Annotated in this window: 19 protein-coding genes, 1 tRNA gene and 1 riboswitch; of the genes, 7 read left to right on the top strand and 13 right to left on the bottom strand. The window is 62.7% G+C overall.

The features are described from left to right. The first annotated feature begins 168 nt into the window (after nucleotides 1–168). From ELX51_RS02475 to ELX51_RS19895, 3 genes are all read left to right on the top strand, one after another. A complete protein-coding gene (locus ELX51_RS02475; protein ID WP_248305311.1) occupies nucleotides 169–1,155 on the top strand; it encodes an Hsp33 family molecular chaperone in 987 nt (328 codons plus the stop codon). 143 nt (nucleotides 1,156–1,298) lie between these two features. Beyond that, entirely contained in the window at nucleotides 1,299–3,161 is a 1,863-nt protein-coding gene (locus tag ELX51_RS02480; protein WP_127752024.1) for a glycosyltransferase, read from the top strand. A gap of 197 nt (nucleotides 3,162–3,358) precedes the next feature. After that, entirely contained in the window at nucleotides 3,359–3,532 is a 174-nt protein-coding gene (locus ELX51_RS19895) for a hypothetical protein (protein WP_164854717.1), read from the top strand. Between the two features lie 116 nt (nucleotides 3,533–3,648). Here the strand turns inward: ELX51_RS19895 and ELX51_RS02485 are convergent, their stop codons facing one another. From ELX51_RS02485 to ELX51_RS02500, 4 genes are all read right to left on the bottom strand, one after another. Beyond that, on the bottom strand, nucleotides 3,649–5,196 hold the full coding sequence (locus tag ELX51_RS02485) for a tripartite tricarboxylate transporter permease (protein ID WP_127752025.1): 1,548 nt from the start codon (nucleotides 5,194–5,196) through the stop codon (nucleotides 3,649–3,651). A 15-nt stretch (nucleotides 5,197–5,211) separates the two neighbouring features. Then, nucleotides 5,212–5,697 (bottom strand): tripartite tricarboxylate transporter TctB family protein, encoded by a 486-nt coding sequence (locus ELX51_RS02490; RefSeq protein WP_127752026.1) that lies wholly within the window; start codon nucleotides 5,695–5,697, stop codon nucleotides 5,212–5,214. Next, nucleotides 5,694–6,638: a tripartite tricarboxylate transporter substrate-binding protein gene (locus ELX51_RS02495; protein ID WP_127752027.1), complete on the bottom strand. Its 945-nt coding sequence runs from the start codon at nucleotides 6,636–6,638 to the stop codon at nucleotides 5,694–5,696. Before ELX51_RS02495 ends, ELX51_RS02490 begins: the two co-directional genes overlap by 4 nt. 155 nt (nucleotides 6,639–6,793) lie before the next feature. Next, nucleotides 6,794–7,429, bottom strand: coding sequence for an SGNH/GDSL hydrolase family protein (locus ELX51_RS02500; RefSeq protein WP_164854718.1), 636 nt, complete (start codon nucleotides 7,427–7,429; stop codon nucleotides 6,794–6,796). Nucleotides 7,430–7,639: 210 nt separating this feature from the next. Here ELX51_RS02500 and ELX51_RS02505 point away from each other — a divergent pair, with 210 nt between their 5' ends. Then, nucleotides 7,640–7,858, top strand: a complete 219-nt coding sequence (locus tag ELX51_RS02505; RefSeq protein ID WP_127752029.1) for a hypothetical protein — start codon at nucleotides 7,640–7,642, stop codon at nucleotides 7,856–7,858. Nucleotides 7,859–7,988: 130 nt separating this feature from the next. Next, nucleotides 7,989–9,134, top strand: coding sequence for a glycosyltransferase family 87 protein (locus tag ELX51_RS02510; protein ID WP_127752030.1), 1,146 nt, complete (start codon nucleotides 7,989–7,991; stop codon nucleotides 9,132–9,134). Here ELX51_RS02510 and ELX51_RS02515 read toward each other — a convergent pair. From ELX51_RS02515 to ELX51_RS02550, 8 genes are all read right to left on the bottom strand, one after another. Then, complete coding sequence (locus tag ELX51_RS02515) at nucleotides 9,047–10,702, bottom strand: hypothetical protein (RefSeq protein ID WP_206524688.1); 1,656 nt, start codon at nucleotides 10,700–10,702, stop codon at nucleotides 9,047–9,049. The two genes, ELX51_RS02510 and ELX51_RS02515, sit on opposite strands and share 88 nt — an antisense overlap. After that, on the bottom strand, nucleotides 10,699–12,234 hold the full coding sequence (locus ELX51_RS02520) for a hypothetical protein (RefSeq protein WP_127752031.1): 1,536 nt from the start codon (nucleotides 12,232–12,234) through the stop codon (nucleotides 10,699–10,701). Before ELX51_RS02520 ends, ELX51_RS02515 begins: the two co-directional genes overlap by 4 nt. After that, nucleotides 12,234–13,865: a hypothetical protein gene (locus ELX51_RS02525; RefSeq protein WP_127752032.1), complete on the bottom strand. Its 1,632-nt coding sequence runs from the start codon at nucleotides 13,863–13,865 to the stop codon at nucleotides 12,234–12,236. The genes ELX51_RS02520 and ELX51_RS02525 overlap by 1 nt, the downstream gene beginning before the upstream one ends. 1 nt (nucleotide 13,866) lies before the next feature. Then, nucleotides 13,867–14,607, bottom strand: a complete 741-nt coding sequence (locus ELX51_RS02530; protein ID WP_127752033.1) for an SDR family oxidoreductase — start codon at nucleotides 14,605–14,607, stop codon at nucleotides 13,867–13,869. A 4-nt stretch (nucleotides 14,608–14,611) separates the two neighbouring features. Beyond that, nucleotides 14,612–15,940, bottom strand: coding sequence for an FAD-binding oxidoreductase (locus tag ELX51_RS02535; RefSeq protein ID WP_248305227.1), 1,329 nt, complete (start codon nucleotides 15,938–15,940; stop codon nucleotides 14,612–14,614). After that, nucleotides 15,937–16,335 carry a GtrA family protein gene (locus tag ELX51_RS02540; RefSeq protein WP_127752035.1) on the bottom strand — a complete coding sequence of 133 codons (399 nt, stop codon included), beginning with the start codon at nucleotides 16,333–16,335 and terminating at the stop codon, nucleotides 15,937–15,939. Before ELX51_RS02540 ends, ELX51_RS02535 begins: the two co-directional genes overlap by 4 nt. Before the next feature lie 66 nt (nucleotides 16,336–16,401). Beyond that, the gene (locus tag ELX51_RS02545) at nucleotides 16,402–17,949 is read right to left on the bottom strand and encodes a UbiA family prenyltransferase (protein ID WP_348983127.1); all 1,548 of its coding nucleotides are present in this window, start codon (nucleotides 17,947–17,949) and stop codon (nucleotides 16,402–16,404) included. 247 nt (nucleotides 17,950–18,196) lie between these two features. Then, nucleotides 18,197–18,270: transfer RNA gene (locus ELX51_RS02550), tRNA-Gly, on the bottom strand. A gap of 134 nt (nucleotides 18,271–18,404) precedes the next feature. Here ELX51_RS02550 and ELX51_RS02555 point away from each other — a divergent pair. Beyond that, entirely contained in the window at nucleotides 18,405–18,656 is a 252-nt protein-coding gene (locus tag ELX51_RS02555) for a GlsB/YeaQ/YmgE family stress response membrane protein (RefSeq protein ID WP_127752036.1), read from the top strand. Nucleotides 18,657–18,679: 23 nt separating this feature from the next. After that, entirely contained in the window at nucleotides 18,680–19,210 is a 531-nt protein-coding gene (locus ELX51_RS02560; protein WP_127752037.1) for a YidB family protein, read from the top strand. 42 nt (nucleotides 19,211–19,252) lie between these two features. Here the strand turns inward: ELX51_RS02560 and ELX51_RS02565 are convergent, their stop codons facing one another. After that, nucleotides 19,253–20,362: a 2'-deoxycytidine 5'-triphosphate deaminase gene (locus tag ELX51_RS02565; RefSeq protein WP_127752038.1), complete on the bottom strand. Its 1,110-nt coding sequence runs from the start codon at nucleotides 20,360–20,362 to the stop codon at nucleotides 19,253–19,255. Nucleotides 20,363–20,424: 62 nt separating this feature from the next. Then, nucleotides 20,425–20,501, top strand: a riboswitch (SAM riboswitch). Nucleotides 20,502–20,515: the final 14 nt, after the last annotated feature.

A 20,515-nucleotide genomic window follows, 5' to 3' on the forward strand; every position in this document is an offset into this window, starting at 1 on the left:
GGCCGGATTATGCGCAAAGCACTGTTCCGGTTCTCCATGGAGAACTGAGTTGCCGACCCGGAGGGTTGGTGGCGGTGACAACAGTGACCGGTTCGGGTTGACTGTCCTGGGTTTCCAGCCATGCGAAAGTTTAAGCCAATGACGGACACTGCTGCCACTGAGAACCTGATGTCATCCCTGGGGCTGGACCGGCCCGAAACCGGGGACGACGCCGTGGTGCCATTTACGCTCGACAAGCTCGATACGCGCGGCCGCTCCGTGCGCCTGGGCGATGCGCTCGACACCATCCTGTCGCGCCATGCCTATCCCGCTCCCGTCGCGCGCCTCCTGGGTGAAGCAGTGGTGCTGGCCGCCCTGATCGGCTCCTCGCTTAAATTTGAGGGCCGTTTCATTATGCAGACCCAGACCGATGGTCCAGTGAACCTGATCGTCGTCGATTTCGATGCGCCTGATGGCCTGCGCGGCTATGCGCGCTTTGACCGAGAAGCGCTCACCAAGGCTGCCGAAGAAGGCAAGCTCCAGCCCGGCCAGTTGCTGGGGCACGGTCATCTTGCCATGACCATCGACCAGGGCCCGCATACCGAGCGCTATCAGGGCATTGTTGCACTCGACGGGAACTCGCTCGAGGAAGTGGCGCATACCTACTTCATGCAGTCCGAGCAGATCCCCACCATGGTGCGCCTAGCGGTTGCCGAGTTCACCCGCAAGGGCGATCACCGCCCTCATTGGCGTGCCGGCGGCATGCTGATCCAGCATCTGCCCGAAACCGGCATGTCGGTGATGGCTGACCTGCCGGGCGATGGCAATTGGGACAATCCAGAGACTGCAGATCCTGACTTCGAGGAGCCGGACGGCTGGAACGAAGCCAAGACGTTGCTGACGACCCTTGAAGACGTGGAACTGGCTGATCCTGATCTTTCGCCCGAGCGGCTGCTGTTCCGACTTTACCATGAAACCGGAGTGCGCGTGTTCTCCCCGCTGCCCATGGTCGAGCGCTGCACCTGTTCTGCCGATCGCATCGAGGACATGCTGGCCAATAGTTTCTCCTCCGAGGAGCGTCAGGAGATGGCAGTAGACGGTGAGATCGAAGTGGTTTGTGAGTTCTGCTCGACCGCCTATCGCTTCAATCCGCACCAGTTTGACGCCAAGCACTAAGTATCCTTGAAGTATTTGGCTATTGCCGTCGCCCCTCAGGGGGTGGCGGCATTTTGCTGCGTAAACCTTTTTACGCAGATGCAGCTTGCGTTGCTTTGCTCCTGTGCCAGTATAAACCCCTAGGGGCTGGGGCGGCGACCGAGATGTCCGATGCTGTGGAACTGATCGGGCAGGTGCTCGGCAATGCCTGTTTAGATGCGAGCATGGCCCGGGCCATTCTCGAAACGGCGCTGGCGCGAGAGGTTGATCCGCTCCATTATTGCGCCACGGTGCTGGGCGTCAGCGACGCCGCGCTTATGGAGCGTGCCGCCGCCTGGATAGGGCTGGCCTTTTACCCCAAGGTGCCAAGCCATCTTGAAGGTCAGTTGCAACCGTTGCGCCTGGAGGCTCTTCGGGACGTCCGGCTGGTACGCCTCAAGGTGCTGGACCGAGATGTGGCGTTCTGCGCCCCCGATTTCCTAGGGCTTTTACGCCTCAAAGCCGCGCTGCGGCAGCATCCCGAACTAGCCCGTTATTTATGTCTAGTCCCCGAGCGTAGCTTGCGCAGCTACCTCGTGCGTGGTGCGGGCAGGGCGCTGATCGACAGCGCGCGGCAGAACCTGACCCGGCGCTGGCCGCGTGCGGCAGCCCAGCTGGAGCTGACCGCCGGTGCGCGCTCTGCCTTCGTGCTGGGTGTCGTGATGCTGGTGGCCTTAGTGCTGATGGCGCCCTATGTCAGTCAGCTCTACTTGTTGCCGTTCGCCATCCTGATGCTGGTGGTTCCCGCCCTGGTGCGGATCGCGGCTCTTGCGGTAACACCCCAAGAGCCGCCCCAATCAAGCGAACGAGGCAATGACGCCGATCTGCCGGTTTATTCCGTGCTGATCCCGCTCCGCGATGAAGCCGCGATGGTGCCGCAACTTGCCGAGGCGATGACTGCGCTCAACTATCCACCCGACAAGCTCGATATCATCTTCGTCGTGGAGGCCAGTTCGACCACAACCGTGGAGGCAGTGCAGGCGCAACTGCACCACCCCCAGTTTTCCCTCGTCGCCGTGCCTGACGCGGCGCCGCGGACCAAGCCAAAGGCGCTCGATTTCGCCCTCCCCCTGTGCCGGGGGGAGTTTGTGGTGATCTTTGACGCCGAGGATACACCTCATCCCGACCAGCTCTGGCGCGTCGCCCACCGCTTCCGCGATGCACCGCAGCTGCAATGCGTGCAAGCGCGGCTGGTGATCGACAATGGCACCGAGAACTGGCTGACGGCACTGTTTGCCGGCGAGTATGCGGGACTATTTACCGTTGTGTTGCCGGCGCTCTCGCGCTGGGGTCTGCCGATGCCACTGGGTGGCACCTCCAACCACTTTCGAGTTGATACCCTCCGAAGCATGGGCGGCTGGGACGCGTTCAATGTCACGGAGGATGCCGATCTCGGCATGCGGCTGGCGCGACTGCATCACGCGGTGGAAACCATCGATATCGGCACCGTGGAAGAAGCTCCCACACAGTTGGGCACCTGGATGGCTCAGCGCTCGCGTTGGATGAAAGGCTGGATGCAGACCTTCATCGTCCACAATCGCGATCCGAGACTCTTGCTGCGCCATGCCGGCCTTGGCCGAACGCTCGCCTTCGAGCTCATGATCCTGAGCATGATCATTGCGCCGCTCTTGCATGTGGGCCTGCTCGCAACCCTCCTCGCGCGTTGGCTGCTGGGGGCTTCGCCTTGGGCGAGCGGCTGGGATTTTTGGTCCCTGCTTTATCTGGGGATCTTCGCGCTCGGTTATGGCAGTGCGGTCGCGACCACTTGGGCGGGCTTGCGCCGCCTGGAGCGTGACGACCTGCTGCTGGTCCAACTCTTGTTGCCGTTCTACTGGCTCTTGTCGGCCGCCGCGACCTTGCGCGCTCTGCACGAACTCACCAATAGGCCATTCCATTGGAGCAAGACCAGGCACCGGCCGGTGTCCCGTAACCGGTTGCGGCTCCCCGCACCGGCACGAACCGGTTGGCAGTTGTTCGCGGGTCGGTAATGGAGCAATGCGCCTGGCGCATGTCTCGGCTTGAAGGGGTGCCAAATACGGCGGTTTAGCTGGGAGAGAGCTGGCAGGGCTGATCCCCGCGCATGGCTGGAATGCCCCTTTGGCTCTGGTACATCGGGTCCCTCGGGACCATCTTGGGGTCATGAAAGCGGCCCGGCGATGTGTCGGGCTTGAACGAGGACCCGATCATGAGCACCCTGCGCAGCAAGAATTTGTTTGCGACCCTTGGCACCATCGCCGACGTCTTTGGCAGCGCTGCTGCCGCAGCGGCGGCAGTCGAGGCAGGACGTCAGCCCAAGGCCCGGCACCTTCGTACGCTCGGCATCGATGAGGCCGCTTTCCGTTCTGTCGGCAAGTTCTAACCCGCAAGGGTCAGGGGCGCGCCTCCCTCCCGCGACCCGATGAATTGCCTGAGAACGTTGAAAAGCCCGGACGACCTTTGGTTGTCCGGGCGTTTTTGTTTGGCACTCTGTGCCGGTTAGTCCTCGTCGCTCGCTAGCTGGCTCAGCATCTGCCCGCGCCCGCGCCAGCGCAGATAAAAGGGCAGGGCGACTGCCAACAAGGCCACGACATAAAGCGTTATCGCGATGGGGGAGTGGAACAGCACCAGGGGATCCCCTTGGCTGATTGCCAATGCGCGCCGCAACTGCTGTTCCGCCATCGGCCCCAAGATGAGCCCGACCACCACGGGTGCGATCGGATAGCCAAAACGCCGCAGCAGATAGCCGAGGATCCCGAACGCCAATAACAGCAGCAACTCGAATGAATAGCTGATTGGCCCTAGCCGCCCGGATATGCCGCCATTGGCGCCGAGCGTTCCGAGCGTCGCAAACACCAAAATTCCACCATAGAGCCATGGCTTGGGAATGGTCAGCAGCCGCACCCACACGCCGATCAGCGGCAGGTTCAGCACGATCAACATGAAATTGGCGACAAGGAGGCTCGCGATCAGCGCCCACACCAGCGACGCGTTGCTGGTGAACAGGAGCGGCCCTGGCTGCAGCCCGAACTGCTGAAAACCAGCCAGCATGATTGCGGCCGTGGCGGTGGTAGGCAACCCGAGCGTCAACAGGGGAACGAGTGTGCCCGCCGCCGAGGCGTTGTTCGCCGCTTCCGGCCCGGCCACGCCTTCGATCGCGCCTTGGCCGAACTCTTCGGGTCGCTTGGCAAAGCTCTTTTCCGCGCTATAGGACAAAAAGCTCGCGACATCCGCCCCGCCTGCCGGCATGGCGCCTATGGGAAAGCCGATTGCGGTGCCGCGCAGCCACGGAATCCAGCTGCGCTTCCAGTCCTCCTTGGTCATCCAGACCGAACCTTTGACCGCGAGCACTTCTTCGTTCACCTGCGAGCGATCCGATGCGATCTTGAGGGTCTCGCCGATGGCGAACAAAGCCACGGCGAGCGTGGTCACCTCAATGCCGTCCAGGAGGTCGGGGATGCCGAAGGCGAGACGCGATTGCCCGGTCTGCAGGTCAATGCCGATCACCCCGAGCCCCAACCCGATAAAAAGCGCCGTCAGCCCCCGCAGCGCGCTGTCGCCAAAGGCCGCTGAGACAGTGATGAAGGCCAGCACCATCAGCGCGAAATACTCCGCTGGGCCGAAAGCCAGCGCAAATTTCACCACCCAGGGGGCGACAAAGGCCAGCGCCAATGTCGCGATCAGCCCCGCCACAAAGGAGCCGACGGCAGCCGTTGCCAGCGCCGGCCCGCCGCGACCCTTGCGCGCCATCTTGTTGCCCTCGAGCGCGGTGACGATCGAGGCACTTTCGCCAGGGGTGTTGAGGAGGATCGACGTGGTCGAGCCGCCATACATGCCGCCATAATAAATGCCGGCAAACATGATCAGCGATCCCGCAGGATCGAGCTTGTAGGTCACCGGCAGCAGCAGTGCGACGGTCAGCGCGGGGCCAATCCCTGGCAACACGCCCACAGCGGTGCCCAGCGTCACGCCAATCAGTGCATAAAGCAGGTTCTGCCACTGCAATGCGGCCAGCAGGCCCTCACCCAAAAGACCAAAAGTATCCATTACATCAGCTCTCGATCAGGGGATAAGGCGTTCCAGCGGCCCGGCAGGCAGCGACAACTGCAAGCCTTTGGCAAAGATGAACCAGACGATAAAGGCAAAGACGATGCCGATCGGGATGGTCTTCCAGAGTGGGCCGCGCCCGAATGCCTGGGCGGTGAAGGCAAACAGCACGCCGGTGGCGATGGAGAAACCCACAGTGGTCAGCAACAGCAACTGCGCCAAAAGGCCGCCAACGATCCAAAGGATCGGCACGTAATTGTCGCGGTCACGCGCAGGAAACTTGCCCCGCATGGCTTCAACCAGTGTCCCGGCTGAAAGCAGGAGCAGTCCACCGGCAATCACATAAGGGAACACGGTCGGTCCGACCTTGGCCTGAATGGGCGGGACGCGCATCTGGCTGGTCTGCCAGATGATCACCGCCGCAATCGCCGCAAGGACCGCCGCTATGACAAGCGCCGCCCCATCGGGGCGGCGCGAGAGATTGGGTTCGCCAGAGGTCATTGCACCAGGCCGATGTCTTTCAGGATGGCCTCGGTCGCTGCCGTATCGGCGGCAAGCTGGGCTGCGAACTCGCCACCGGCGAGATAGGTGTCGACCCAGCCCTTGGTTTCAAGCGTGGTCTTCCAGCTCTGCGAGTTCACCATCTTTTCGATGTCGGCGGTGATGGAGGCCTTCTGCTCGTCGGTGATACCGGGAGCGGCGGCAACCATGCGCCAGTTCTGCAGCGCCATGTCGATACCGGCTTCGCGCAGGGTTGGCGCATCGACGCCGGGGATGCGTTCGTCGCTCGATACAGCCAGCAGCCGCAATTCGCCAGCCGCGATCTGCGAAGCAAATTCGCTGTAGCCCGAAATGCCGACGGTGACCTGTCCGCCGAGGAGGGCTGCGAGAGCCTCGCCACCGCCGGAATAAGCGATGTAGTTGACGGCAGTCGGATCCACGCCCACGGTCTTGGCGATCAGCCCTGCCGTGATGTGATCGGCACCGCCCGCCGAGCCGCCGGCCCAGGACACCGAGCCCGGATCGGCCTTGAGCTTGGCAACCAGGTCATCCATGGTTTGCAAGTCCGATGCTGCCGGTACCACCACCACGACGGCCTCGCCGGTAAGGCGGGCAATGGGCGTCACCTGTTCCAAGGTCACAGGAGATGCATTGGTGAGAATGGCGCCGACCATCACATAGCCGCCCACGATCAGGGCGTTGGGATTGCCGGTCGACTGGTTGACAAACTGCGCCAGCCCGATCGTGCCACCGGCGCCGGGAACATTGGTGACCTGCACATTGCCCGAAATCCCGTCGGACTGCAGCGCTTCCTGCATGGCGCGCGCGGTCTGGTCCCAGCCACCGCCTGGGGCCGCGGGCGCCATGATGGTGTAATCGGCAGCAAAAGCTGGCACCGCAAGTGCGCCGGTGATCAGCGCAGCAAAAACCAGTTTGTTCATAAGTCCTCCAAAACAGAAAATCGGAACGTCCTTGCCTCATGCCTGCATGATGCCGCGTTCCGGTGCCGGACAGTTGCCGGCGTGCCTCCAATAGCGCATTTTCGGGCCTCGCGCGCAATTGCCATTCTGAGCGAGAAGGCTGCTTCCATGCCGCGCTAGCGGGCGCCACCATAAAATGCAGACGGTCCGGCAAAATCGTGGTTGCGCACGATCTGTGCCGTGGTCAACGCGATCTTGCCGGCGCCCGCCGCCGAGGGCTCGATGGCATTGGCATAATCGCCGGGAGCATCGAAGAGCACACGCAGGTCGATCACGGGCCAGCGGCGTCGAACCGCTTCGCGCGTGATGACGTCGTTGAGGAGGCCCAGCGCCAGATTGGACATGCGACGCTGCACGGGGTCATCAAACTGAACATCGTAGATGGTACACAGCGCGATTGGCAGCGGCAGGCCGGCCGCGGTGTCGAGCATTGCTCGATAGCCCTTCGCAAAGCCATCCCGCACCGGCTCGATCTTGCTCAAGGCCTGTGCAACCGATGTGGCCCGCTCCAGCAGCACGCCCGTATGGCGCAGCGCATCATTGCCGCCCGCGCTGACCACCAGATGCGTGGCACCACGGGGAACGCGGCCAAGTTGCTCGATGGTGCCGGCGATCAGTGCCCCATCGCGGGCCAGAAGACTGACTTGCGCGCTCGAGCCCACTTCCTGTTGCAACTGCTCCAGCACGGAGCCCGCGGGTTCCACATAAGCGCCGTTGTCAAGGATTGAGTCGCCGAGCAAGACCAGGTGCATGGTGGTTTTTATGCCGCGTGAGGTTGATCTATCCTCACCGACGCCACAGAGCGCCTTCCGTTCCCCGCGGTAAATGCGTATCAAGAGCATGTTCGCGACCAAGGACAACTCGGCTCAACGCTCCGCTGATCGCGGGGAATTGATTCCGGTTATAGCCGGGAGCCAATGTGGCTCTGGCGAGTTGAGTCTGCGCCAAAATGGAGGTTACTTGTGAACAGGAACGTAATAATCGGCATCATCGTCGTAGTCGTGGTGGTTATCATCGCGCTCTTCCTGATGAATAATTCCGGCACCAATACCGGAACGACGACCACTCCTGCCGAAACCACGGCACCTGCCGCACCGGCAACGACCACTACCCCTGCAGCACCCACGACCACGACCCCAGCTGCACCAGCAACTACCCCTGCCGCTCCCGCCACGCCATAATGGCACGCGGCTGACTCAAGCGAGGACCGCTTCGGGCTTGTGCCCTGAAGCGGTTCGTTCGCGTCGGTATATCTATTCGGGTTAGGATTATGCAGGTGTTCCGTTGATCCCGGTGCAGGCGCGCACGTCGATGACGTTTCCCTACCGTCTGCTGGCCTTGGCAGCGGCACTATGTTTAGTCGCGTTTTCCTTGTGGGCGATCTCGGGCGAACTTCGCCGCGTGCTTCCGCCCCACGGGCTCTGGGATTTCGGTGCCTTTGTTGCGTCCGGACGCGCGGCAGCCGAGGGCCTCAATCCCTATGGCGTTTATCCGCCTCTGACACCTCATGTGGTTTTTCCGGGCTTTCAAGCCTGGAACCCGAACTTGAATCCCCCCATTTCCGCGCTGCTGTTCCAGCTGTTCGATCTGGCCCCGCCCGAGCACTCGCTCTGGGTCTGGTCCTGGATTTCAGTCGCGCTTTATGCCGCCGCCGTGTTGCTGCTGGCGCAACGCTATGCGCCGGACTGGCGCGCTATCGTCCTCGTCGCCTGGGCCTTCGGGCTCGCCGGGTTTTGGGACACGCTTTACCTTGGGCAGATCTATGTGCCGCTGGTCCTGGCTGCGGTTGGCGCCTGGCTGCTGCTGGATCGTGACCAACCCATCTGGGCCGGTGTGTTGATCGGGCTCGTAATTGCCATGAAGCCCAACTTCCTCGTTTGGCCGGTGCTGCTGTTCCTGTCAGGGCAGCGCCTGCCCAGCCTGGTATCGGTCTTTACCGCCGCTCTTATCAGCGCCATTCCTCTCGCCATCTATGGGCCAGAAATTTATCGCCAATGGCTTGAGTTGGTGGTTTCTGATGGGGAACGGGCGTTTTTCCTCACCAATGCTTCGATCTCCGGGCTTGCCGCCCGTGCCGGCGTGCCCTTCCTGGGGACAGCGCTCAGCGCCGCACTGCTGCTCGCGCTCGCAGCCTGGGCGTGGTTCCGCCGGCCCGGCATCATGCAGGTCAGTGCCCTCGGGCTCCTCGCCGCAGTTCTGGCCTCGCCTTTGGGTTGGATCCACTACACCCTATTCTTGCTACCCGTGATCGTTGCTTATCGCCAGCATTGGGCGATGTGGATCGTGGCCGCGCTCCTGGTCGTCCCCGTTCCCAAGATTCTTGGCTATTTCGGCGCCGAGCCATGGCTGCAATTCACGCTGGGCTCGGCCTATGGCTGGGCGCTGGTGCTTTGCCTCGTCGTGCTGCTGTTCTCGGATGGCAGCACGGCAACCGGGCCTGCTCCGCGCCGCACATAAACGCGCCAGTGGCGGGTCTCGGTCGCCAGTTCAAAGTTCTGCGCGATATAGTCGGCATAGATCTCGCGCATGCCGTCCGCGGTCCAGTGCTCGATCGGCGTCTTTGGATCCATGATGATCTCGACGTCCGCCATGATCTCCGCGGCCGGTGGAAAATGGTCATGGTCAAGCGTTCGGCCCCAGTGGAACCAGGGGCTGTCGCCTTGGCTCACCGGTAGATCCAGTCCCGCTGCAAACGGGCTGACGAAGTCAAACACCAAGACATTCTGCAGCGGCCGGTCGAGGCTCTCCAACGCCAAGGCCCCATCCAGCAGAGTTTCATGGTAACGCACGAAGTTGCGGTAGGCGCCCTCCGACCAGAGGCGAACCAGCCGGACGCCGCCAAATTGGGGCAGGGGGGAAGGCTCGCCGGCACGACTGCTCGCCATGGCGGCATGGACGCCAAGCGAAAAGACATTTTGCACCGCCACCGGAAGCAGCAGCGTCGCAAGCAGCAGCGGTACGCCGGCGCCGCTCAGTGCGACGGGGTAGCGCTGGGAATTGGGCTCGCGCATCAGCAGTTCGGCAATCACCGCCGCACCGGCCCCGAGCGTCAGAATGCCGACGATCTGGAAGTTTTGCTCGATGATCAAAATGCCCGTCGAGGCGCAAAAGCCAACAAACAGCAGGTCGCGAAAACGGCGGCGCGCCAACAGCAGCAGGGCGGCGAATAGCGCAAACACCACCAGATCTGCCAGGTTGACCATCATGGTTTCGGCCAGCCGCTGTAGCTCAGGCAATCCACCACTGACCTCCTGGGCGAGCTGCAGATCAGCGACATGATTGAGAGTGCCGCCCCAGAGCAGCGCGATCGCGCCGATAGAGATGGCGCAAAGCCCCAGGGCGAGCGCCATGCGTCCTCGTTGTTGCCGATCGAGCAACATGAACACCAAAAAGGCGAAGCCCACGAGCCCGTAGCTCGCCTTGGTGTAAAGCATCAGCAACACCAGCAGTGCGGCACAAGCGGCATCCACCAGCGCCTGCTGCCGGCTATCATTGAATGGTCGCAGATACATCACCAGCAACAATCCGAGCGCCGACCAGCCGATCCGGTTGTAGAACATGGCAAAGGACAGGTCCGAGACTGCTTCACCTGGATTGACCGGGACGGCAGCTACGGCGAGCAGGAAGACGGCGGCGGCCATGCCGGTGATGGGGTGCATGCGGCTGGCGATCAGCGGTGCGCCGATGCAGGCCAATATCAGCACGACCAGCGCCATGCCCACCGGCATCGCTGCCCCCAAACTGCCGCTCAGCGCCAGTCCTGCCGCCGGCAGATAAAAGGCCAGCGGCCCAAGAGAGGTGTGGAAGTCCACATTGGGCACTTGCCCCAAGACAATCCGATGCGCGCCATCAAGGAAAATGTAGAGGTCGTTGACGTATTTATTCGTCGCCGTTTGCCCCGGCACGGCGAGCATGGCCGCAAACAACACGCCCAGGGCGAGCACTGCCCAGCCCAGCCGGCGCGCCGTTGTCATGGTGCCGGGCCACCGCGAAAGTGCTTGGGTGCTGGGGGACGCAAGCGTCATGCGGGTGCTCCTGGCTGGGGCGGGCGGACATAAACTCGCCAAAGCTCGGTTTGCCCGGCCAGGACGAAATTTTGGGCGATATAAGCACCGTAGAGCCCCTCAAGTTGCCCCACATTAATGCCGACTGTAGGCACCATCACCACCATCACATCGGCGAAGAGTTGTTCAGGCGGCACGAAGACCGCCGCGTTGATATTGCGCCCCCAATGCATCCAGGAAAGATCGCCCTTGGGCGGCGCCAGGTTGAGCCCGGCCGAGAACGGATTGGCGAAATCCAGCACCAGCACGCGTTCTGGCACAACGCCTGCTTGCGCCAGCGCATCTGCTCCCGCGCCAAAGGTGCCGATGTATTTTTCGGTGAAGCCCTGATCGCCGCGCGACCACAAGCGACCGAACCGCACCTGCTCCAGACCCGGCAGGCCCAGCGGTTCTCCCCACCCGGAAACGGCCATGGTGAAGTGAGACATCAAGGCGACTGTGTGGCTGCCAAGCCCCGGCAGCACCATGAACAGGAAAAGCAGCGGTGCGCCTGGGCTCAGTGCCAGCCTGCGGCCCCGCTGCTCGAGGTCGCGCAACAGGGTTTCGGCCGCCACCGCCGCGCCGGCGAACAAGGTGATGATGCCCCAGTTATGCGCATTCTGCATCAGGATCAGCAGCCCCGCGACCGAGCAGAAGATGTAAAACAGCAGGTCGCGCCAGCTGCGCGTCTGAGTGAGGGCTAGCCCCGCGAAAATCCCAAACACCAGCAGGTCGGACAAATTGCGCAGCAGCGCATAAACATAGCCCATGGGATCGCGCTGGCCGCTCACCCGGGCGGTTTCCAGCAGGTCCTGGAGGTAAAGCCAGCTGCCGCGCCAGAACAGCTCCACCACCGCCATGGCCACTGCAATCAGCAGCAGTGCTAGCGCCGCCCAGCGCCATTGCTGGCGGTCAAGCAGCATGAAAATCACGAAGGCGAGCGCTACGGGGGCATAGGTGATCTTGAGATAGATCAGGAGCACGACAAGGATCGCGGCGGTCGCCGCATCGAGCCAGATGCCGAGAGGGGGTTGCCGTCGCGGCCGCAGATACATCACCGCGAGCAGCGCCAGGGCAACCCAGCCGATGCGGTTGTAATACATCGCGAAGGTGATCGAGGAGAGCGAGTCCCCCAAATTAATCGGCGCCGCTAGCACGAGGACAAGGAAGGCGCCAAGCGCGAGGGCCAGCACCGGACGCAACCGGCTAACCAGCACATGCACCAGCAGCGGCACAAACAGCACGATCAGCAGCGCCATTCCGACGGGAAGTGCCCCGCCCAGTTGCCCCGAGATCCACAGCCCTGCCGCAGGGATATAATAGGCCAGCAGCCCAAGCGCGGTGTGGAAATCGCGATTGGGCACTTGCCCCCAGGCGACCCGATGCGCCCCATCAAGAAACAGAAGCAGGTCGTTCACATAGGCCGACGTGACCGTGCGGGCGGGCAGCGCCAGCAACAGCGCGCAAACCAGCGACAAGCCGGCAAGCACAGCCGCAGTGGCCCGGGCGCTCATCACGGCGCGAGCGGGGCAGGGGCGGCGGCAGCTGCCGGCATGCCGGTATCCGCCGGGTCGCGGCGGAACAGGCGCCAGTTGGGCGTTTGCGCCACCTGGGAATAGCTTTCGGTCACATAGGGCAGGTAGAGCTGGCCGACAGGTCCGCTTCCGCCCGCGCTGGTCCGCTCCATCACCACGGCCGCATCGGCAAAGAGGTCTTCCGGGGCTGGATGGAAGGTTTCGTTCAGCGTTGCATTCCAGCGCAGATCGAGCTTGTCGCCCGCCGGCGGTGGCAAGTTCAGCGCCAGCGAGAAGGGGTTGGGTGTGTTGAGGACCTGAACGGTTTGCGGTGGCTCCGGCAGGTTCTCCAGCGCGGCCAGCCCATCGGTGATGGTGCCGAGATACCAGGTGCTGCCATTGAAATCGCCATTGGTCCAGAGATTGGCCAGCCGCACGCCTTCGAGGCGCGGAATGGCCAGGGCCTGCCCGCCATTGACCAAGGCCGTGCCGGCATGCAGCAGCAGGGCAATCGAGCAATGCACGATGGTGGGCAGCAGCAAGGCCGCAAAGTAGAGCGTGACCCCGGGCGGGTTCACCACGGCCCCGGCCGGGCGACCAGCGCGCGCGGCCATGTTGCGCAACAGATATTCGGCCGCCACCGCTGCCCCCGCATGGAGGGTGAGGATGCCCCAGCGCTGCTCGTTCTGGTTGATGAGCCAGTAGCCGGCGACGGCGCAGAACAAAAAGAACAACAGGTCGCGCCAGTTGAACCGCCGCCAGAACAACAGGGCCACCAGCAGCCCAAACAGCAGATAATCGGCGAAATTGCCGAGCAGCAGATCAATGATGCTACCCTGCGTTCCGCGCCACCAGCCCCCGGTCTGCAACGCCATCAGCACGTCGCTGGCATAGCTGGCCGAGCCGTGCCACACCAGCTCGATTCCGCCAGCAACGAGCAGCGTAGCGAGCAGCGCCCCACCCGCCCAACGCCAACGGCCGGTGATCAGCATCAGCAGCAGGAACGCACCACCGACCATGCCATAGGTGGCGCGGGTATAAACCATCACCAAGACGAGGATCGTGGCGCAGGCAATATCGAGCGCCACGCCACGACCAACGGCTTCCTTGGGCTCGACATACATCACCAGCAGCAGCGCCAGGCACACCCAGCCGATGCGGTTATGAAAGAACAGGAACGACAGCGCGGTAACGCCTTCGCCCAAATGCATGGGCACGGCCAAGACCAGGAACAGAAAAGCGGCAAAGGGCAGGGCCAGCGCCAGATGCAGCCGCGAGCTCAGTACATGCGCCGCGATCGCAGCGACCACCACCAGCAGCAACCCCATGCCGATTGGCAGGGCGGCGCCATAGCTTCCGCTCAGGCCAAGCCCAAGAGCGGGCAGGTAATAAACGAGCGGCCCCAAAGCGGAATGGAAATCCCGGTTCGGCACCTGGCCCCAGGCAATGCGATGAGCGCCGTCGAGAATCGAAAACAGGTCCTCCAGCCCCCGGGTCGCGATCGTTTCCCCCGGCAAGGCGAGAACAAGCGCCAGCACAACGCCCAGCCCGAACATCAGCAGCGCCGGCGCACGCCAGCGGCTGCGCTCCCGTTCGAGCACACCCCGCGAATGGCTTGCGGCCGACACCATGCTAGAGCCGGAGCTTCTTGAATACCGGCTCGGGAATGGCGGTGATGATCATCATCACGTAGCGCCACATCCAGCGCACATAGATCACGTCGCGCGGGCGGCTGCCGTCCGCGGCAGCAAGGATGGCATTGCCCACCTCTTGCGGCTCGGCCGTCAGCGCTGGCGGCAGTTTCATGCCGGCAGTCATGCGGGTGCGCACAAAACCGGGCTTCACCGTAACGACCCGTACCTCGGTCTGTGACAGCCGGTTGCGCAGCCCCGACAGGAAGGCGGTGAACCCGGCTTTTGCCGCGCCATAAACATAGTTGGACCCGCGTCCGCGGTCGCCCGCCACCGAGCTGACGCCCACGATCGTGCCCGAGCCGCGCGCTTCGAACTTTTCGGCGAGCAACCCGAGCAGGAGTGCTGGCCCCTCGAAATTGGTCCGCAACACCACGGCGGCATGGTCGAGGTCGCTTTGGGCGCGCTCCTGCTCACCCATTTCGCCGACCACGCACACAACGGTGTCGGGCAGGGCCGGCAGGCCGGTGATGAAGCTCTCAAAGCTAGAACTGTCGGTCACATCCAGCATATGGAGCGAAACCGCGCCGCCGCTTCGTGCCGCGAGGTCGGCGCGGTTGCGCTCGGCGCTGGCCACATTGCGGGCGGTCAGCAGCACGGTCCAGCCCTGCGCGGCATAGGCGCCCGCCGTAGCATGGCCGATATCGGAAGTTGCGCCGATCAAAAGAAGCGTCTTGGACATTCGCCTATATACCTAGCCTGCTGGAAAGACGGGATTGCAACCGGCCCTCGGCTCCCACCGCGCGCCGCACCTGCCGGAACTCGTCCAGGCGCGGATAACCCGCTTCGAAGGTATCCCGTGACTGGCGCGCATCCTTGGTGAGATAAAGCCGACCGCCGGCGCGCACCACGATAGCATCGATCTCATCAAGAAGCGCGAAGATCTCGTCGGTGACCCGCACATCCAGCGCCAGCGTATAGCCCAGCATCGGGAACGACAGCGGGCCGGTGCCATCGCCCAGCTTTTTGAGCACGGCAAGGAACGAAGCCTTGCCCGAGCGCGAAAACCGCTCGAGAATTTCGCTTAGCACGGCATGGGCATTGGCGGGTGGCACCACGCATTGATGCTGCAGGAAGCCGCGCCGCCCATAGATGCGGTTCCACTGGTCCACGCCGTCCAGCGGAAAGAAATACGGATTGAAGTGCACCAAAGCCTGCTCGGTGCGTGACCCCGCGCGGAAGTAAACCTCGTTGAAGGCCCGGACCGAAGCCCGGTTCAGCGTCCAGCTGGGCAATTCCAGCGGCACGCCCAGTTTTGCCCGAGGGGCTGGGGCCAGCACACCACGTTCGGATTGCGCGGCGGCAAGTTGATCCCGGGTAGCATGTTCACCCACATAAACCAGCGAGCGGCCCAGCGCTGCGCCGCCAGCAATGCAGTCGATCCAGGCTACCGAGTATGTCGCCTCGCTCGATTCATCGAGGGCCTGCAGCGCGGCGCCAAGATCAGGGGCAACCACGGTGCGCTGGTCGATCCAGGCGGTTTCGATGGTGCGCAGTGTCATTGTCGCTTGCGCAATGATGCCCGTAAGCCCCATGCCGCCGATCGTAGCGAAGAACAGCTCACTATTGTTCTCGCGCGAACAATGAACGGTTTCGCCGCCTGGCACCACGAGATCAAGGCTCTGCAAATAAGCGCCAAAGCCACCATCGCGATGATGGTTCTTGCCGTGAATATCGGAGGCAATCATGCCGCCCACGGTCACGAGCTTGGTGCCCGGCACTACCGGTGGGAAAAACCCGCGTGGCACAAAGGTGTCGAGAATATCGGATAGCAGCACTCCGGCCTCGACCGTAAGATTGCCGCTGACCGGATCAAATTCTTTCATGCGATTGAGCCTGCGGCCGAGCACCGTCAGGGCTTCGCCCATGGCGGCGTCGCCATAGGCGCGGCCATTGCCCCGAGCCACCAGACCGGAGCCATCGCGCATGAGCCGCGCGAGGTCGTCCGGGCTCGCGGCAGCGACAACCCGGCCATCCAGGCTTGGATAGCGTCCCCAGCCGTCCAGGCGCATCAAGATGCCTCCGTCCGGAACACAAAGCGCCGGTCGAGCCAGTATTTGGCGACATAGCCGATAGCAAGGCCCAGCGCGCCGCCGGAGTATTTGGCCACGTCGGTCTGCCAGATGGACCAAGCGGCGATTTCAAAGCTCCAGAAAACGATAGTGGTAAAGACGCTGAACAGGCCGTAAAGGCCCACCTTGCGCACCTCCTCGCCGTGGGAGCTTGAGCTGTCAAAAAAGATCCAGTTCTTGTCCAGCACATATTTGGCGGCAAAGCCCGCCGCAGTTCCGGCCAGAATGGATAGCATCAGCGGCGCCCAGGGCAGCCCGGTGACGACCAGTTCCTGGACGCCAAAATTGATCAAGCTGGAAAGAATGGCGAACAGGACATAGCGAAAGGCAATGCTCATGCGGGCCTTGCCTCACGCGAACGCGGATAGGGAACAGGGTAGCAAATGGTTCAGGTCCTGCTTGTTCTAGAAGGCTGCCACGAAAAGAATGCCGGCGGTCGCCAGCGTCGCCACGCTGAGTCGATCCTTGAGGGCGAACACCACCGGGTCATCATGCATTTCCCCACGGCGCGCAACCAGCAAGGCCCGGCCAATCCAATAAGCCAGAATGGGCGCCACGAACCACAAGATTTCCGGGCGGCTGAAGGTGGTGACGACGCTTTCGCTCGAGGCATAAAGCAGGAACAGTGTGATGGCGTTGAGCGAAGCCGCTGCGGCGAGCGCCCCGACCATGTGGATGTCGTCGTTGCGATAATCGCGGCTGGTGGCGTCGGGCAGGTTGGCTTCGCGCCGGGCCTGAAGTTCTACATAGCGCTTGATCAGTGCGAGCGACAGGAACCAGGACATGGTGAAAGCCAGCAACCAGGGCGAGAGCACCACGGACAAAGCCACGGCACCGCCGACGACGCGCACGGAATAAAGGCCAGCGAGCGTGATCACATCGGCAATCATCTTGCGCTTGAGCAGGAAGGTATAAGCGCTGGTGAGAGCAAAATAGCCCAGCAGGACCCCAAGGAAGGGCAGGGAAACCCAGGCGCCCAGCGCCAGGGAGATGCCGAGCAGAACCGGGATAGCCAGCATGGCTTCCGAAAGCGGAACGGAGCCATTGGCGAGCGGGCGATGCCGCTTGCTGCGGTGGCCGCGGTCGTCCTGCAGGTCGATCAGGTCGTTGAGGATGTAAACGCTGGAGGCGCAAAGCGAAAAGGCAATTGCTGCCACGAGGACGTGCATGAATGCCCCCAGCTCAAACATCTGGCTGGTGATCAGAGGCACAAAGACGAGGCCGTTCTTGGCATATTGATGCACCCGCATCAGCTTGGCCCAGGCTTTCCAGCCCGCCCGCTCGTGGGTCAAGTGCTCAACATCGTCGCTGGAACTTGCCAGCGCCCGCCCAACCCGCGCTGGGGCCCGGATCGCCAGGGCCTTGGCGGCGTGTGGCCAGACATGCAGGTCGGCCGCATCATTGCCGATGTAATCGAAGCCCTTCTCCCCAAAAGCCTCCACCAGCTTGTGCGCCTTCACCTTGCCCGCGCAATTGGTCAACTCATCGGTTGCGAACCAGCCATCGAACAGCTCGAGGTGATCTGCCACGGCGCCAACCAGCACTTCATGGCTGGCTGAGGCCAGATAAACCGAACGCCCTTCGGCCCGCGCCTGGCGAATGCAACGCAGCACTTCCTCGTCATAGGGCAAAACGGCCGGGTCAAATACGGCCGTCGCCGCCAGGCGATGCTTCAGCGCCGCCTTGCCCTGCTTGAGCGCGGCGATCAGTTCCAGCAGCGCGAGGGGGCGCCGGGACAGTTCGGCGAACGCCGTCTCAATCAACAAGTCAGAGCGCAACAGGGTGCCATCGAGATCCACGACCAAAGGCCGAAGATGCTCGCTTTGCTTGAGAACGGCGATATTCCCATCGGAATCCACCGTTGCGTCCCGCAGATAGGCTGGCCGCTTGGGCCGGGCATTGCGTGCCGAGAACTTCAAGACTTCTGTTGCATGCTGTTCAAGTTCACTCACGTATCACCTGCTTGGGAAGAAGGGCCGAACCCCACCCGAAACCAGAGAAAGCCCGTGCGCGTTCCCTTCATTGGTCATCGATAATGTGAAGCAATGAAAGCGCGCCTTCGCCCCCCGAAAGCTGCATGGGAGCTATGTTCTTGTAAAAGGGCTGAAAAATGGCCGCAACAAGCGGCTTCAAGCATGATGAATCGCGGCTGAGTCATGTTCTCGGGCCCCGGCAAACAAACAAGCTGAATGGAAAAGTTGGAGCGGGTGAAGGGAATCGAACCCTCGTCGTAAGCTTGGGAAGCTTCTGCTCTACCATTGAGCTACACCCGCACTGGTTTCTAGATGCGCGAAACCTCCCGAGCCGTCAAGCGATTCCGCCCGCCTTAACCGTCAAACCTCCTGGCGGGGGAACCGCGCGGCAGTGGCGGCGTTGCTTGAGCACCATCTCTTTGGAGCACAGCGTCATGGGTATTATCTGGACCATCATCATCGGTTTCGTCGCCGGCATCATCGCCAAGTTTATCATGCCGGGCAACAATGAGCCTTCGGGCTTTGTCCTCACCACTATCCTCGGCATTGTTGGTGCCTTTGTCGCGACCTTCCTTGGTCAGGCGCTCGGCTGGTACCGCGCCGATGAAGGTGCAGGCTTTATTGGCGCAATCGTCGGCGCAGTAATCGTGCTGGCAATCTGGGGCTTTATCGCCCGTCGCCGCTAAGCGGCACCTGAAGGAGAAGCAAAATGAAACGTGGCCCTTCCATGATGGCCCTGTTGGGCTTGCTGGCGGTAGCCGGCTATCAAAACCGCGATAAACTCGGCGAACTGCTCGGCAACGCCGGTCGGCAGGGAGGGCTAGGGGGCCAGGGCGGTCAGGGTGGTCTTGGCGAACCCGGCCAAACCGGCGCCCAAGGCGGCGGCCTGGGCAATTTGGGCGGCATGCTCGGTGGCCTCCTGGGCGGGGGCGCCGCAGCAGGCGGTCTGGGCGGCATGCTGAGCGGCGGTCTCGGCGATCTGATGGATAGCTTCAATCAGTCGGGACGCGGCAACAAGGCTCAAAGCTGGGTTGGACCCGGCAACAACGAGCCGCTCGACACCAGCGATCTGGAAGAAACGCTGGGCGAGGACACAATCACCTCGCTCACCCAGCAAACCGGGCTTTCCCGCACCGAATTGCTGCAGCGCCTGAGCCAGACCCTGCCTGAAGCCGTCAACCACTTCACGCCTGACGGCCACATTCCCACCGAGGAAGAGGCTGCGCGCCTGATCACTTGAGGCGAACCTCAGCTATTGGTCTGCACTTCAAGCCCTTTCCGGTTACGGATAGGGCTTGAAGTGTTTCGACAGCTTGAGCGTCTGCGCCTGGTAGTTCGAGTTGAGCTCGGTGCCGTATAGGCGCTCCGGGCGCTCCGCCAGGCGTTCATAAACCAGCCGGCCAATGGTCTGCCGATGGCCCAAGAGAAATGGCACCTCCCGGCTGCGCACTTCGAGCACCGCCCGGCTACCCGTGCCCCCGGCGGGCGAATGGCCAAAGCCGGGGTCGAAGAACCCGGCGTAATGCACGCGAAATTCCCCCACCAGCGGATCAAACGGCACCATTTCGGCTGCATGGGTGGGCGGCACATGCACGGCTTCGTCGCTGACCAGGATATAGAATTCGTCGGGATCAAGGATCAGCTCATCGCTGCCGCGATTGTAGAGCGGGTCCCAGAAATCGAGCACGTCGAGCGCGCCCTTGCGATCCACATCCACCACTGCCGTATGCCGTTTGGACCGGAACCCAACCAACCCGTTGCGTCCCTCGCCCTTGAGGTCGATCGACAACGCCACCCCGTCACCCACCGGATGATCGCCGCCAAACACCAACTTTTCAAGGCCGTGCAGCTGCACATGCTCGGCCTGGGACAGCCGCGAGTCACCCACCCGAAAGCGCATCTGCGACAACCGCGAGCCGCTGCGCACCAGAATGGGAAAGGTGCGCGGGCTCACTTCCAGATAGAGCGGGCCGTGATAGCCTGCCGGCATCTGGTCAAAGCCGCGCGCGCGGTCCCCGATCACCCGGGTAAAAACATCGAGCCGTCCGGTCGAGCTCTTGGGGTTGGTTGAAGCGCTTACGCTTGGCGGCAAGGCCAGGCTTTCCTGCAGCGGCACGAGATAAACGCAGCCGCGCTCCAGCACCGCCCCGCCCGAAAGGTCAATCTCATGCAGCTTGAGCGCATCGATCCGCTCGGCCACCGAATGATCCGGGCCGGGCAAAAAGCTTGAGCGCACCCGATAAGCCACCGCTCCCAACCGCAGATCAAGGCTTGCCGGCTGCACCTGGTCGGCATCGAATGCCCGCTCGGTCCTGATGGCGCCTTGCGCATGCAAGGCCTCGATCAGCCGGGCTGGGAACACCCCCGATGGCCAGTCGCCCTGCTTGTCCATGCGCTTCTCCAAGTTCGCCGCCACCCCTAGCAACAATTGACGGCGGCGAGCAATTGCCTTTAGATGCGCGAAGTGGTGATTTGGCCGGCCGATTGCAGCCACTTAAAATAAGTCGCTAAAGGACCGTTTCACACCGGCCGCTTTCCTGCGCGC

This window comes from Devosia sp. 1566, from assembly GCF_004005995.1.
In the GTDB taxonomy this organism is placed as follows: Bacteria; Pseudomonadota; Alphaproteobacteria; order Rhizobiales; family Devosiaceae; genus Devosia.